At 45.7% G+C, this 14,234-nt stretch carries 14 protein-coding genes; 4 read left to right on the plus strand and 10 right to left on the minus strand.

Going from position 1 to position 14,234, the window contains the following annotated elements:
- Nucleotides 1-48 precede the first annotated feature (48 nt).
- Nucleotides 49-3,096, plus strand: a complete 3,048-nt coding sequence (gene secDF / locus OKW21_RS22825; protein WP_277483887.1) for a protein translocase subunit SecDF — start codon at nucleotides 49-51, stop codon at nucleotides 3,094-3,096.
- A 142-nt stretch (nucleotides 3,097-3,238) separates the two neighbouring features.
- Here secDF and OKW21_RS22830 read toward each other — a convergent pair whose 3' ends face one another.
- The 3 genes from OKW21_RS22830 to OKW21_RS22840 all read right to left on the minus strand — a co-directional run bounded on the left by OKW21_RS22830 (nucleotide 3,239) and on the right by OKW21_RS22840 (nucleotide 5,186).
- Complete coding sequence (locus OKW21_RS22830) at nucleotides 3,239-3,715, minus strand: YcxB family protein (protein ID WP_277483890.1); 477 nt, start codon at nucleotides 3,713-3,715, stop codon at nucleotides 3,239-3,241.
- Nucleotides 3,716-3,852: 137 nt separating this feature from the next.
- Nucleotides 3,853-4,710 carry a carboxylating nicotinate-nucleotide diphosphorylase gene (gene nadC / locus OKW21_RS22835; RefSeq protein WP_277483892.1) on the minus strand — a complete coding sequence of 286 codons (858 nt, stop codon included), beginning with the start codon at nucleotides 4,708-4,710 and terminating at the stop codon, nucleotides 3,853-3,855.
- Nucleotides 4,711-4,760: 50 nt separating this feature from the next.
- Nucleotides 4,761-5,186, minus strand: a complete 426-nt coding sequence (locus tag OKW21_RS22840; RefSeq protein WP_277483894.1) for a hypothetical protein — start codon at nucleotides 5,184-5,186, stop codon at nucleotides 4,761-4,763.
- 277 nt (nucleotides 5,187-5,463) lie between these two features.
- Between OKW21_RS22840 and OKW21_RS22845 the strand changes: the two genes are divergently transcribed.
- Nucleotides 5,464-7,074, plus strand: a complete 1,611-nt coding sequence (locus OKW21_RS22845) for a glycoside hydrolase family 32 protein (RefSeq protein WP_277483897.1) — start codon at nucleotides 5,464-5,466, stop codon at nucleotides 7,072-7,074.
- Nucleotides 7,075-7,152: 78 nt separating this feature from the next.
- Here OKW21_RS22845 and OKW21_RS22850 read toward each other — a convergent pair whose 3' ends face one another.
- The 6 genes from OKW21_RS22850 to OKW21_RS22875 all read right to left on the minus strand — a co-directional run bounded on the left by OKW21_RS22850 (nucleotide 7,153) and on the right by OKW21_RS22875 (nucleotide 12,142).
- Entirely contained in the window at nucleotides 7,153-8,004 is an 852-nt protein-coding gene (locus OKW21_RS22850; RefSeq protein WP_277483899.1) for an SDR family oxidoreductase, read from the minus strand.
- Nucleotides 8,005-8,154: 150 nt separating this feature from the next.
- Nucleotides 8,155-8,934, minus strand: coding sequence for an AAC(3) family N-acetyltransferase (locus tag OKW21_RS22855; protein WP_277483900.1), 780 nt, complete (start codon nucleotides 8,932-8,934; stop codon nucleotides 8,155-8,157).
- A 20-nt stretch (nucleotides 8,935-8,954) separates the two neighbouring features.
- On the minus strand, nucleotides 8,955-9,827 hold the full coding sequence (locus OKW21_RS22860; protein ID WP_277483902.1) for a sialate O-acetylesterase: 873 nt from the start codon (nucleotides 9,825-9,827) through the stop codon (nucleotides 8,955-8,957).
- A gap of 38 nt (nucleotides 9,828-9,865) precedes the next feature.
- Nucleotides 9,866-10,441 (minus strand): uracil-DNA glycosylase family protein, encoded by a 576-nt coding sequence (locus OKW21_RS22865; RefSeq protein WP_277483904.1) that lies wholly within the window; start codon nucleotides 10,439-10,441, stop codon nucleotides 9,866-9,868.
- A 66-nt stretch (nucleotides 10,442-10,507) separates the two neighbouring features.
- Complete coding sequence (locus OKW21_RS22870; RefSeq protein WP_277483906.1) at nucleotides 10,508-10,924, minus strand: DUF3052 family protein; 417 nt, start codon at nucleotides 10,922-10,924, stop codon at nucleotides 10,508-10,510.
- A 30-nt stretch (nucleotides 10,925-10,954) separates the two neighbouring features.
- Nucleotides 10,955-12,142, minus strand: coding sequence for an FAD-dependent monooxygenase (locus tag OKW21_RS22875; protein ID WP_277483907.1), 1,188 nt, complete (start codon nucleotides 12,140-12,142; stop codon nucleotides 10,955-10,957).
- A 205-nt stretch (nucleotides 12,143-12,347) separates the two neighbouring features.
- On the opposite strand from OKW21_RS22875, the gene OKW21_RS22880 reads away from it, so the two are divergent.
- Complete coding sequence (locus OKW21_RS22880; protein ID WP_277483909.1) at nucleotides 12,348-12,500, plus strand: hypothetical protein; 153 nt, start codon at nucleotides 12,348-12,350, stop codon at nucleotides 12,498-12,500.
- A 65-nt stretch (nucleotides 12,501-12,565) separates the two neighbouring features.
- Nucleotides 12,566-13,459, plus strand: a complete 894-nt coding sequence (locus OKW21_RS22885; RefSeq protein WP_277483911.1) for a Nif3-like dinuclear metal center hexameric protein — start codon at nucleotides 12,566-12,568, stop codon at nucleotides 13,457-13,459.
- 67 nt (nucleotides 13,460-13,526) lie between these two features.
- Here the strand turns inward: OKW21_RS22885 and OKW21_RS22890 are convergent, their stop codons facing one another.
- The gene (locus OKW21_RS22890; protein WP_277483913.1) at nucleotides 13,527-14,228 is read right to left on the minus strand and encodes a head GIN domain-containing protein; all 702 of its coding nucleotides are present in this window, start codon (nucleotides 14,226-14,228) and stop codon (nucleotides 13,527-13,529) included.
- Nucleotides 14,229-14,234 lie beyond the last annotated feature (6 nt).

Consider the following 14,234-nt stretch of genomic DNA (forward strand, 5'->3'; position numbering starts at 1 on the left):
TCTATTATTTATATAAACAAGCTATTTACTATTTAACTTATTTTAATCATGCGTAACAAGACCGGAATAGTTGTTCTGACGGTGATTATCTCACTGTTATGTATTTACTACCTGTCGTTTACCCTGGTATCCAATAGTGTACAGGAAAACGCCACTGAGTATGCAACTACAGCAGAGGGAAACATTGATTTTGCTAAAAAACAGGAATACCTGGACTCTATCTGGAAAGAGCCTGTGTATAATTTGGTAGGTGCTAAATTTACTTATCAGGAAGTAAAAGAAACTGAACTCAATCTGGGGCTGGACTTACGGGGAGGAATGCACGTAGTCTTAGAAGTATCTCCTATAGAGATCATCAAAAACCTCTCGGGGAACAGTAAAGATGAAGACTTCCTCCAGGCACTGGAACTGGCAAGACAACGCCGCTCCAGCAGTCAGGAAAGCTTTACAACCCTTTTCTACGAAGCATTTAATGAAGTGGCTCCTGACAAGCAGCTGAGTAACATTTTTGTAAATTCAGCTACACGTAACCGCATCAGCTTCAGCTCTACTGATGAAGAGGTGCTGGAAGTAATCAACGAAGAAGTGAGCAATGCAATTGACCGTTCTTTTAATATTCTTCGTACACGGATTGACCGCTTTGGAACTTCGCAGCCTAACATTCAGCGCCTGCAGAATCAGGGACGTATTCAGATTGAGCTACCAGGTGTAGATAATCCTGAAAGGGTAAGAAACCTGTTGCAGGGGGTAGCCAAGCTTGAGTTTGTTGAGGTATTAGAACCCGGAGAATTCGTGAATTCTTTGCAAGAGATCAACAATATGCTGGTCGCTGAAGGTATGGTGGCCGGTACTGATGACCTGGAAGCTTTGGAGCAGGATGGAGGCACTACGCCTGATGAAGAAGAACTGTCTGCACTTGTGGAAGGCGAAAGCCAGGCTGATACGACGGAAGGCACTCAGGATAGCCTTGATCTGGAAGAGCAATTGGGTGAAGAAGGATCGGCAGAAGATTCACTGCTCAATTCTCAGGTATCACCGTTATTTAGTTTGTTACAGGCTCCTTTAAGCTATGGACTGGTCTATAACTTAGAAGACACATCCACAATCAACGACATTATTGAGCGTGATGATGTGCAGTCTCTTCTTCCCTCTGACCTCCATTTTGTGTGGGAAGTAAAGCCCAGACAGCAGGATGGTACTGATATAGAGCTATTAGAGCTGTACTCAATACGTCGTGGTCGTGGAGGCGAGGCTCCTCTTACCGGTGAAGTAATTATAGATGCCCGTCAGGATTATGACGAGGCCTCGCGTCCTGCCGTAAGCATGCGCATGAACTCGGAAGGGGCTCGCAAATGGAAACGTCTCACTGCTAACAATATCGGGCGACGAGTTGCCATTATCCTTGATAACCGTGTATACTCGGCTCCGGTAGTACAAGGTGAGATCCCTAACGGAAACTCTTCCATCTCCGGGAACTTCAGTATTCTTGAAGCACAGGATTTAGCTAATATTCTGGAAGCGGGAGCCTTACCGGCACCGACTCGCATTGTGGAAGAAGCTATCGTTGGCCCTTCATTGGGTAAAGAGGCTCAGCAGCAGGGTATCACTTCTATCCTTGCCGGTTTGGCAGTAGTCGTACTTTTCATGCTGGCTTATTACGCGAAAGGTGGACTGATTGCTAACATAGCTTTGGTGTTCAATATCTTCTTCATTCTGGGAATTCTGGCACAGCTCAATGCCGCACTTACCCTTCCGGGTATAGCGGGTATTGTATTAACCATCGGTATGTCCATTGATGCCAACGTGCTGATTTTTGAACGTATCCGTGAAGAACTCAGGGCTGGTTCTAAGCTCAGGGTCGCTATCAGCGCTGGTTATAGCAAAGCATACAGTTCCATTATCGATGCCAATGCCACCACTTTCATTACGGCGGTTATATTGTACGTAATGGGGCAGGGACCAGTGAGAGGTTTTGCGGTTACTTTAATGATAGGTATTATCTGTTCATTCTTCTCCGCGGTATTTATCACCCGTGTTGTTATGGAGTGGATGACTCGCAAAGGTGATGAGAGCAAAGTATCCTTCTCACTGCCTTATTCGGCCAATATGCTTACCAACCTCAACTTTGATTTTATGTCAAAGAGAAGAATAGCCTATATTTTCTCAGGTAGCTTCATTGTGTTAGGAATGGTAGTGCTTCTAAGCCAGGGAGGACTCAATTTAGGGGTGGACTTTAAAGGAGGACGCTCTTACGTAATTACTTTTGATCAGTCTGTGGTACCTTCTGAACTGCAAACTTCATTTGATGATGAGTTCGAGAACGCCAGTGTGGAAGTAAAGACGTATGGCGCTAACAATGTACTTAAGATTACCACCAGTTATCTGGTAGACGATGAATCTACTGAAGCTGATAACACGGTAAGAACCCAGCTTATCAGCGGAATAGAGGAATTTACCGGCGGCAGCTTTCAAGAAAACGCAACTGACTTAGGTGAAAACGCATTTACCATTTCCAGTTCATCTAAAGTAGGAGCAACGATAGCGGATGATATCAAGCAGGCTGCACAAGAGTCAATCGTAGTGGCATTGATTGCTATCTTCTTGTACATTCTGGTGCGTTTCCGCAAGTGGCAGTATGGTTTGGGTGCGGTAATTGCCCTATTCCACGATGTACTGTTTGTACTATCTGCCTACGCATTTGCCGGCTTACTGGGCATCAGTTATGAAGTGGATCAGGTATTTATCGCCGCTATGCTGACGATTGTAGGTTACTCTATTAACGATACTGTGATTGTGTTTGACCGTATCCGCGAAACATTGGGCCTCAAGCCTAAAGCAGATACGAAAGAGGCGATCAACCAGTCAGTAAATGATGTGATGTCCAGAACGCTGATTACCTCAGTTACTACGCTGGTGGTGGTATTGATCCTTCTTCTTTTTGGTGGTGAAGTACTGAGAGGTTTCTCATTCGCCTTATTGGTCGGTATTCTGGTAGGTACTTACTCATCCATCTTTATCGCTTCTCCTGTGGTGGTTGACCTTTCTTCTCGTAGAAGAAAAGCAGTTGCTACAACAGACAAGAAGCAAAAGGTCTAACAGTAACAGTAGCTAGACAAAACTTAAAAAGGGACTCAGAAAATTCTGAGTCCCTTTTTTGATATCTAAATATCTGGAATTTATAGTTAAAGCAGATTAAGCTGAATCTGTAATTTGTAATCTTACATTTTCAATGCGTAATCTACTGCTTCACATAGCCTTTTCTTTTCAGAATAGTCTCTACAAATTTTTTCTCGTTTTCAGTATTAAAAATACGGAAGGGTAAGTGCACCAACTGTGCTTTAGAGACAATCAAAAGGAAATAGTCTTTACCAATCTGAGCTTTTTTAATCATCTCCCACTTCAGGGGCATGCCCTGTTTGGGGTTTACTTTGATCATCAACTGCTGGCTGTTAATTTCATAGCTCAGCCTTTCAAACAGAATTTTATTTTGCTCCAACTGGGTTACTCCGGCAAACTGGATCAGCCAGAACAAGAAGTATAACACTAAGGCAATGCCCGCTCCGATAATCCACCACCACGACCAGATAAAAAAGGCTCCGCAGGCAATGGCGACGGCGATCAGAAATACCCACCACTGTTCTTTGACAATGTTGAGCATTGCCAGCTTGATATAAGTTCCTGTTTCCAGCTTATATTTTTTGGTCTTTACAATCATTTTTACAAGAACAATTTGAATTTTTTAGAATCAGGTTGCAAGTATAAACTTTTCTAATGAAAAAATTTACTTCCGAGAGAACAGAGAAGCTATTCTATTAATTTAGAATAGCTAAATAATAACTTTTCCGGACGTTACTAATAAGCTTTCAGGCTGATGTCCATACTTTTGACAGAATGGGTGAGGGCGCCCACTGAGATGGCATCAACTCCACTCTCCGCTACGGCGCTGATGGTTTGCTCATTGATATTGCCGGAAGCCTCGGTCTTGTACTTCCCTCCGATAAGACTTACTGCTTCTCGCATTAGTTCCGGGCTCATATTGTCCAGCATAATAATGTCCACCCCGCCGATGGCCAGCACTTGCTTGACTTCTTCCAGGTTACGGGTTTCTATCTCAATTTTCAAAGGTTTGCCCAGCTTCTCCAGATAAGCCTGAGTACTTCTGATGGCTTGCGCTATGCCTCCGGCAAAATCCACGTGATTGTCTTTGAGCATGATCATGTCGTAAAGCGCAAAGCGGTGATTTGTGCCACCCCCGATAGCCACTGCCCACTTTTCAGGCAACCTGAAATTAGGGGTGGTTTTGCGGGTGTCCAGCAGTTTGGCATCAGTATGCTTGATCAACTCTTTCAGGGAATGGGTATAGGTAGCGATACCGCTCATGCGCTGCATACAATTGAGCAGCAGCCTTTCTGCTGATAGTATGGAGCGTGCGCTTCCGCTCACGGCAAAACCTACCTCCCCGTACTTGACCGCCTGTCCATCTTTACAATAGGTTTCTATTTCCAGAGAAGCATCTACTGTATTCAGGATTTGCTGCGCCAGCGCTACACCTGCCAGTATACCTTCTCCTTTGATGAGCAGCCTTGCACGACTTTGGGCTGCTTCAGGAATGGCCGCCAGCGAGGAATGGTCACCTTCGCCTATGTCTTCATTGAGCGCACTTTGGATGAATTTTTGGATATTTTCTTTAGTCAGGTAAGTGAGTTCCACAGATTTAATTCATTCTATTGTATACTGTAAAAAATTAAGCGGGCAGATTGTTATGGTACTCTGCCCAACAAGCGCAAAGATACGTTATTTTCTCGCTTCAGCTTACCTTTAACTACCAGATAACGAATTTGAATGGGACTTTCTTTCAGCGGTTTTTCAGTGACCACAAAAGTGGCTTCGGCTCCCTCTTTCAGTTTTGGGATAGGTGATTGGGTCCTGATTCGGGCTGTAGCCAGCATAGTCCCCTGATTAAGTTCAGTATAAAACAGAGAATCTTCTTCTGCTACGGTAGCAGGCAAAGTATCCAGCAGGGCAGCAGGATATACCTCTAAGCCGTAAGCTTCCACCACTTCAAAGGCACTCATATCCAAACGAATACGGGTAGCATCGGCCAATAAGGTAATTATTCCATCATCAAAAGCCAGGGCAGCATTTTCAATAACTTCTCCACTACCAATATGTACGCGGGAATTCATTAGCAGTACAGGTTTATCACTCTTCTGACTACAGGCCGGTTGGCTAAATATCAGAATACACAAAATGAGGCGAAATAAAATCATAGAGAAAATAATCTTTTTCGTAAACCACTGGACAATCGCTTGTACCCGTTCATTACCTATTGAACGAGAATAAATCATAATCCTTCTCATATTGCCTTACTTTTTTATGCCTATTTGTCAATGAACAAAATATTCAGGCTAAATTTGCTGATTCAATCGCATCCGTAGCACACACATTGACCCATCTTAGCACATGAGAAATTTTTATATCAGCTTCGTTTTAGTATCACTCCTCTTATCAAGTTGCAGTCAGCCCCCTGAAACTGCTGTAGAACAAGAGGTACAAACTACCGAAACAGGCAATGCTTACTATCAGGAGCGCTATCGTCCTGCTTATCATTTCTCTCCCCAGGAAAACTGGATGAACGATCCCAATGGGCTGGTCTACTTTGACGGAGAATACCATCTGTTTTATCAGTACAATCCCCAGGGTAACCAATGGGGCAATATGAGTTGGGGACATGCCGTATCTACCGACCTACTTCATTGGGAGCATCTGCCCATCGCCCTGGAAATGGAAAACGGCAACATGATATTTTCCGGCAGCGCAGTCGTGGATAAAAATAATTCCAGCGGCCTATGTGACTCTCCTGAGGGCTGCATGATGGCCATATACACCGCGCATACTGATAAATTACAAACCCAGGCTATCGCTTACAGCAATGACAGGGGGCGTAGCTGGACCAAATATGAAGGGAACCCTGTGCTGGATGAGAATATGAAGGACTTCCGTGACCCTAAAGTTTTCTGGTATGCGGAAGGACAAAAGTGGGTAATGTCCGTAGCGATTCCAAAGGAGCAAAAAATACGTTTCTATGAGTCGCAAAACCTTATAGACTGGAATATGATGAGCGAATTTGGTCCTCAGGGCTTTGTAGATGGTATCTGGGAGTGCCCTGATCTTTTTCCTCTGCAGGTAGCTGAAACCGGAGAGGAAAAGTGGGTATTGCTTGTCTCCTACAATACCGACAGCATAGGGTCTTCCATGCAGTACTTTGTCGGGGATTTTAACGGAAGGGAATTTACCAATGATAATACCGATGACCTGATACTTACGCTGGATTATGGTCGTGATTTCTATGCAGGTGTCACCTGGAACAATGTGCCCGACGAAGGTCTGCTACTGATAGGCTGGATTAACAACTGGCAATATGCCGGGGAGATTCCTACCACACCCTGGCGCTCTGCCCAGTCGCTGGTGAGAAAGCTGTACCTACATGAGTTTCCCGAAGGCATACGCCTGACCCAGACGCCGGTAGAAGCAACGCAAAAACTCCGGCAACAACATGTGCATGATGAAAATGTGCAGCTACAGGAGGGGGACAATTATCTGTCATTAGAGAATATTCAGGGAAAGCAATTAGAGATCATTGCCGAATTTGCCTACGAGGCCATAGATACCCAGAGCGAAGCGGAAGCGCTGGCGGGAGAATTTGGCGTAAAAGTTTTTAAAGGGGAAGAACAGGAAACCATCATTGGCTATGATGTAGCTACCCAATCGCTCTTTATGGACAGGACGCAGTCAGGCGACACAAGCTTCCATGATACTTTTAGCGAGCGCACAGTCGCCCTTATGCCTACTGACGATGGCACTGTAAGTATGCACATTTATGTAGATCATTCGGTAGTGGAGGTGTTTGGCAACAATGGTTATGTAGCCATGACCAACCGTGTATTTCCTGACCCTTCGCAGGATGGGGTAGAAATTTATGCCATAGGTGGCATTGTAACCTTAAAGTCACTAGACATTTGGGAAGTAGATTCTATTTGGAATCAGACAGTAGTGAAAGACCATTCACAGTAGGGAAAGCTGCGTAAACCGGGCAGCATAACGGCTGCCCGATTTACGGTTTTACCATAAAATGATTTTTTCTACGTCTTATTAACCCCCTATTACTTCTCCTCCATTGATATGTATGATCTGTCCCGTCATATACGTAGCGTCTTCTGACGCCAGGAATACGTAAGCCGGAGCAACCTCAGAAGGCTGTCCAGGTCGGCCCAGCGGAGTATTTTGTCCGAACTTACTCACATCATCAAAGGTAGCAGGAATAAGCGGTGTCCAGATAGGTCCGGGAGCTACACCATTCGCCAGTATCTTTTTCTCAGCGAGGTTCTTGGCCAGCGAACGGGTAAAAGATACAATCGCTCCTTTGGTAGAGGCATAGTCCATCAGGTGGGCACTCCCCCGATAGGCTGTCACAGAAGTTGTATTGATGATTCGCGCATCTTCTTTCAGATGAGGGATGAGCGCTCTCGTCATCCGAATCATCGCCAGGATATTTGTATCAAAAGTTTTTTCCAGTTGCTCATCACTTATCTCTTCCAGCATATCTTTGGGAAATTGAACTGCTGCATTGTTGACCAGAATATCAATCTTTTTATATTCCTTCAAGCTTTGACTCACTGCCTTTTCACTAAAACTGTGGTCTTTCAAGTCACCCCGGATCACCAGACATTTCCTATTTGCCTCCTCTACCATGCGCTTGGTTTTCTCTGCATCCTGGTCTTCAGACTTATAGATAATAGCAATGTCTGCACCTTCGTGGGCGAAATGTACAGCGACTGCTCGTCCAATACCACTGTCGCCTCCCGTAATCAGCGCTACTTTGCCCTTGAGCCGATCTCCACCTTTATAACCTTTTCTGATGATCTCCGGCTCAGGGTGCATTTGATGTTCTTTTCCGGGTTGTTTCTTTTGTCCCTGCTCAGGGACTTTATCGGGTTTAGCCATGGTCGTATATTTATAGTTTAAAAAATTATAATGACTTAAAAAATGATACTTATATGTAACACCCATACAATGTTTTAACCTATCCCAAGGTTTGGAAAAAGGACAAAAAATAAACGAGTAAAAAAGACTAATTTTAACAGGAATACTTCACTACCTATACCAATCCTCCGGGATTGGCGTATCGTCCAGAAAAAGATTGGGTGCTCTTTTCAGGAAGGCAAGCGTAAGCTCAGCCATAGGGCGGGCATCACACAGATAAGATGCCGCATCACCTATCTTTCCTTCACGGATAATGCCATGGTATAAACTGGGCTTCAGCAGCTTATCATAATTTCTGGATACATCACCATACTTCTTGGAATGGTTGCGTTGTGAATAATCCACTACCGCACCATCAGGTTTGATAATCCTATAATGATGGTAATCTTCTGTCAGTCGTTCAGGCACGTCGCACCACTCTTCTACACTGTGGATATAGGTGTTGGATTTTGTACTGCATCCCAGAAACAGGATCTGCGCGTCCCGGTCGTAGAGCTTGCCCCAGCAGCCTTCTCTGGGACAGGGCGTGCTACTTTTTTCCTCACCCTCAGTATAGGCTTCAGCATCTTTACCCAGAGCCGCTATCGAATGAGAAGGATGCAGAGAACGTACCACTCCCGGACGCTGCATAAACAGATTGCTCAATATGCCTACGCAGGAGGGTTCAGTCAGCGGATTATAAATCCCATCTTTATTATTGTCTTTATGCCAGGTATGGGTAGGAAAAATCAGCAGTCCATCTTTCATATACGCTATAAATGCGTCTAAAACGGTTTCCGCACCACCTTCCACCTCGCCTATGGCCTTCATGGAGGAATGAATCAGCAGTGTACCCTGCGCATCAACGCCTAAACTCTCTATATCCTGTATCAGGTCTTCTCGGCTATACATACATAAATGCTTTTATAGGTTCAGGGCTTGCTGTATACGCCTGTAGGCTGCTCTGCTATTTCCAGGTATTTTTCAGCGAACCTCTTGCCTAGTATTCTCTGCGATTCAGAATTAAAATGTACATCATCTCCCTTATGTTGCAAGTCGCTGGTACTTGCTACCCTGATCAGTTGATCTGAATCCGCAAACTGATGAATTGCCTCATTGATACGGTGCCATCGCTGCTGTTTTTCATCAGGGGTGGCATAGGGTCCCAGCTCTCCTATCAGCACCGGCAGATTAGCATCGCCAATATATGTTCTGAAAGTGCTTATCAGCTTACCAAGCTGTGCCGGATATAATGGTATCAGTTCGTCAGTAGCGTCGCTCTCTCCCTGATGCCAGAGTATACCTTTGATATGACCAGACTGCCGGGCAAGGTCTACTTTCTCTTCAAAATTATGCATGAGCTGTACGTTTCTAAAGGTAGAATCTCCCAGCCACTGCTGAATGGCACTGCCGCCCACCGCACAGGGAATCAGCGCGATACTGATAGAGTCGGGCACATGCCTGAGCAGTTCCCTGCCAAAAGCCAAGCCACAGTCCAGTCCGGTGAGCTTAGGTTCGTAGAAGTGCAGCGGTTCTTTGGCCACTATCCACTCCTTTTCCTGATTGATGGTGAGTATTCGGGGATGCGCAATAGTGTCTTCCGGTTCTACCCTTCCCCTACCCGCCATATTGGATTGGCCGGCCATGATAAAAATCCACAGGTTCTCCTTCTCCGGCATTTGCTTCACCAGTTCCTGCTGCTGAGGAAAGTAGCGGGTTCTTTGGGCTATTTTAGGACTACAGGAAGCTGCCAGCAAGAGCAGACAGGCCAAAGCAGGAAAATGAGAGAAGCATAGGTTTTTCACTGAGTACTGAGCTTGTTATGGATTCTTTTTTTTAAGCCTCAATATAAAACCTTTTTCACACGATACTGCAGTTGCGGAATAAGGATTTCCTCAAACCAAGGGTTTTTCTTCAGCCAGAAGCGATTGCGGGGCGAAGGGTGCGGCAAAGGAATACAATCGGGCTGGTAATCTTCAAAGCTACGGACCGTTTCCGTCAGGTTTTTCTTGGCATGACCTTTCAGGTAGTACTTCTGGGCGTACTGACCGATCAGTAGGGTCAGTTGTAGCTCGGACATACGTTCCAAGAGCGCTGCATGCCAGAGGGGAGCACATTCTTTACGGGGAGGCAGGTCTCCTGATTTACCTTTTCCCGGATAACAGAACCCCATAGGCACTATGGCAAATTTCTCAGGCGTATAAAACTCCTCATCACTTACGCCCAGCCATTTTCGCAAGGTCCTGCCACTCTGGTCATTCCAGGGGATGCCGCTGGCATGTACCTTAGTTCCGGGAGCCTGTCCTACCACCAGTATTTTGCTTTTCGGATGGGCAGATAATACCGGCCTCGCTCCCAGTGGGAGGTGGGGTTCGCACACAGTACAGTGCCTGACTTCAGATAATAAGTCTTCCAACATAAGTTTTATCCCGTTCCGGGCGAAGATAACAAAAGATAGGTAGGAAAAAAGAGTCCGATGGCTGTCCTACTTTCTACCCTTCACGGGAATTACCAGCTTCAATCCTGACCAGATGATATCTACCGCACATACTTTTACGTCTACCAGGCCGATGGCTAAGGCAGCGTCTCGGATGGTGCCTTCGGTAATATCAGTAGGCACTCGGGAAGCTTTCTTGGGCCAGCTTATCCAGAGCATACCATTGGCTTTGATCTCCTGTTTTAGCCTGGGGAGTTTATCTTCCAGTTCCGCAGCCTCTTGGGTAAAGAAATGGATGAAGTCTTTGGGTGATTTTGTATCGGATTTTATCTCAATATCGGGAGGAATGGTCTGAAACAGTTCAAAATAATGGTTGGGAGGGTTGATGAGCCGGATCACAAAACCTGACTTCAGGCCGAGCTTTTTCTCCAGAGGCGATCCTGAGTATCCTGCGGCTTGAGGCATAGTTGAAATTGAATTAGGACCGGACAAGTGTTAAACTTCTACTTTGCATACGTCATAGGAAAAGTATTTGTCAATCATTTTCATGGCCAGCGAAGATGGCATTATCCTAAATAGGTAATTTCTGAAGAAGATCGCAAGAGAGTTCTCAAGCTGTCCCATTTTGCCCATGCGCAGGCTTTCCTCTGTGACGGATTTTGTACGGGGAAAATGCAAGGCTTCGTAGCGCTGAAATGCTTTCGCTCCTAAACCATACTTCTCAATAGCCTTGGCCAGCAGATAAGCACCTTCAATTGCCATACAGCCTCCCTGCCCCAGATTGGGTGTAGTCGGATGAGCGGCATCTCCCAGCAATGTAACATTCCCTTTACTCCAACCAGCTTTAGGAAGCCTGTCAGCCAGGCTATTCTTCAGAATGTGCTCCGTCTTAGCCATGAGTTCGGGTATAGGATGATGCCAGTGGCCAAATAGTCTTTGCAGCTTTGCCGCTGTGCCTTCGGGGGCGTCATCCTGCATAAAATCTTCATTGTAGCTTGCCCACCAACCGTATTTGCCGTCTTTAATCGGTACAATGCCTACCCTTTTTCCAATTCCATACGTCTCGCTGCCGTATCCTATGGCAAAGTCAGCGTCTACTATTCCTCTCCAGATGTTATAACCCCTGAATACCGGCTTACCATCCCCAATCACGTACTGCCGGACTGCGGAATGTATGCCATCAGCTCCAATCACTGCATCAAAGGTCTTAGTCATTTCATTTTGAAAAACCACTTCCACTTTTCCGTCAGGCAGGTTGTCCAGAGTGCTGAGTTCATGCGCGGGAAAAAGCTCAGCCGAAGTATGCTTCAGAAGAATGGAATGTAAATCCGCTCTATGCATGCACACGGTAGGCAGATCGTATTGAGGTTCGGATTTGGCAAGAATTTTACCCTGAGCGGTTTTCATAAAAACCTGGGTCATCTCGCCACTACTCGCCAGTATATCTTCCATCATGCCCAACGCACGAAATACCCGCAAAGCATTGGGAAATATACTGATGGCGGCCCCTACCTCCCGGAGTTCCGCCTGTTTCTCAAAGATCTGGCAATGATAACCTTTACCTTTCAGGCAGATCGCCAGCGTCAGACCGGCGATTCCTCCGCCAATAATGGCTATCTTTTCAGGCTGTGCATGCATGCTGTAAGGTTTGGATGAATAGTTTTCTATGATTGAGTACAGCAAAAATATTGGTTTTGGGATGAATAGAAGTTTTTCTGATTTATTTTATTGAATGTAATGGAGTAAAAGAAATGTTGACGTTCATTACGAAACGCAGCTTATGCGGCGCTGTGGAGCCAGCGGGGCCCGGAAATCTTTACCAATACTCACCAGCTTGGTTTGAACTTTTAAGCCAGCAAAGACTCCACGCTGAACAAAACTTTTATCAATGAAAAAGGAAAAGCCCGTCCGGCTTGCCCCTGATTATCATAAATTTATGGATTTTGGAGCATATAAGATTGAAGCAAAATCGAGTTATCCTGATAATCAGTCTCTCCTGTTACCGCCAACTACGCTTGCACCGACCTACTACATTATTTGATGCAGGATTTGGCTTACTTTAGCTTCCCTCTGTATATTATGGGCTGCTACTAAATCCAATGACCTATGCAAAGCTTACGCCTATTCCTGCTTGCTCTCTTATGTCTCTGCTCTGGCCTCCTCCAGGCACAACCCTATGCTTCCCCTACTACTGAAAATGCTAAGCCTAAAGCCATGACTGTAGGTGAAGTGATTGAACGTATCAAAGAAAACCTGACTGTAGAATGGCAGCCAGGAGGGGTAGATACCATCAAGGCGGGAGACTGGGAGCAGGAAGTGTCAGGCATCGCTACTACTTTTATGGCTACGCTGGATGTGCTCAAACGGGCATACGCGCAAGGGGCTAACCTCATCATCACCCACGAACCTACTTTCTACAACCATCTGGACGATAAGACTTACTTTGAGGATGATCCAGTGTTCCGTGCTAAAATGAAATTTATCCGGGATCATAATATGGTGGTATGGCGCTTCCACGACTACTGGCATATGACCGAGCCCGATGGCATCTTTGTGGGTGTGGTGCGGGCGTTTGACTGGGCCAAGTACCGGGATGGGGATCAGCAGCTTTTTGATATCCCTGCCACCAATCTGGGAGCATTGGCCAGTGAGCTTCGCAAAAAATTCAATACCAGCACTGTAAGGGTCGTGGGCTCTGCTGATATGGAAATCAGCCGGGTAGGGATACTGCCGGGCGCTTACGGCATGCGTCCGCAGGTGAAGATGATACGCGAATCGGACATTGACGTACTGATTGTAGGAGAAAGTGCCGAGTGGGAAACGATAGAATATGTGCGGGATGGGCTGGAAGCAGGTATCCAAAAAGCATTGATCGTGATGGGACATGCCGACTCAGAGGAGCCCGGTATGCAGTACTGTGCCGAATGGATGGATACGTTTATTGACGAAGTACCAGTAATCTTTGTGCCGGCAGGCAACCCTCTCTGGACAGCGGAGTAAAATAAGTTTTCTAGTGTTTATACATAATTGTACTCCCTGCTAATTTACTTGGCAGGGAGCTTTGTGTTTACCGGCTATTCACCTGCTTGACCGATACCCAGCCGGACTTGTCTATCACTTTATCTGCGGGATTTCCTTTATATTTTACTTGCGCTCCAAAGCCATTAGCTTCTACATGCAGACGTTCGGTCGCATATACAAACAGGGAACCCGTACCGTTAACTTCAGCATCAATAGAAGCAGCTTTCATGTCAAATGCATCCAGTTCACCTGTACCTTCCAGTATCAGACTTCCCCGGTTTACTATACCTCTGAGCTTCACATCAGCCGTACCGGCGATTTGCACGGTGATTCGGTCTACCGCTACCTCCAGATTGCTTTTACCCATGCCCTCAGCGATGAAACTGAAGGATGAATTTCTGATGGGTGATTCCGTTCTCACATCTATAATACCCGCTGCGCTGATTTCATGCAGACTACGATACGAGAGATAGACGATAATTTTAGGGTGCATGTCCCAGACTTCATCATCTCTGTCATATTTGATATACAGTGTATTGCCCTGTACATAAGTCCTGACACGGCTGAGGTCTACACCATCACCGGCTTCCAGTTCCAAAGCAGCTGTATTGCCCTCAGTCAGGATCAGGTCTCCTCTGCCTTCAAATTTAACGCTCTTAAAGTCGCTGATTTTACGCTGCTCAAGGTTCTGAGCACATAGAGAGAAGCTCAATAGAGTAGTCAAGCATAAAAGGGTTAATGTTCTCATAGTTTT

It is taken from the genome of Catalinimonas alkaloidigena (assembly GCF_029504655.1).
Lineage (GTDB): Bacteria > Bacteroidota > Bacteroidia > Cytophagales > Cyclobacteriaceae > Catalinimonas > Catalinimonas alkaloidigena.

What these genes read in the sequence shown, in the direction of transcription:
- OKW21_RS22845 (WP_277483897.1), top strand. Translation starts at nt 5,464, where the DNA reads ATGAGAAATTTTTATATCAGCTTCGTTTTAGTATCACTCCTCTTATCA.
- secDF (WP_277483887.1), top strand. Translation starts at nt 49, where the DNA reads ATGCGTAACAAGACCGGAATAGTTGTTCTGACGGTGATTATCTCACTG.
- OKW21_RS22855 (WP_277483900.1), bottom strand. Translation starts at nt 8,934, where the DNA reads ATGTATAGCCGAGAAGACCTGATACAGGATATAGAGAGTTTAGGCGTT.
- OKW21_RS22830 (WP_277483890.1), bottom strand. Translation starts at nt 3,715, where the DNA reads ATGATTGTAAAGACCAAAAAATATAAGCTGGAAACAGGAACTTATATC.
- OKW21_RS22870 (WP_277483906.1), bottom strand. Translation starts at nt 10,924, where the DNA reads ATGCCTCAAGCCGCAGGATACTCAGGATCGCCTCTGGAGAAAAAGCTC.
- OKW21_RS22850 (WP_277483899.1), bottom strand. Translation starts at nt 8,004, where the DNA reads ATGGCTAAACCCGATAAAGTCCCTGAGCAGGGACAAAAGAAACAACCC.
- OKW21_RS22865 (WP_277483904.1), bottom strand. Translation starts at nt 10,441, where the DNA reads ATGTTGGAAGACTTATTATCTGAAGTCAGGCACTGTACTGTGTGCGAA.
- OKW21_RS22885 (WP_277483911.1), top strand. Translation starts at nt 12,566, where the DNA reads ATGCAAAGCTTACGCCTATTCCTGCTTGCTCTCTTATGTCTCTGCTCT.
- OKW21_RS22880 (WP_277483909.1), top strand. Translation starts at nt 12,348, where the DNA reads ATGAAAAAGGAAAAGCCCGTCCGGCTTGCCCCTGATTATCATAAATTT.
- OKW21_RS22840 (WP_277483894.1), bottom strand. Translation starts at nt 5,186, where the DNA reads ATGAATTCCCGCGTACATATTGGTAGTGGAGAAGTTATTGAAAATGCT.
- OKW21_RS22890 (WP_277483913.1), bottom strand. Translation starts at nt 14,228, where the DNA reads ATGAGAACATTAACCCTTTTATGCTTGACTACTCTATTGAGCTTCTCT.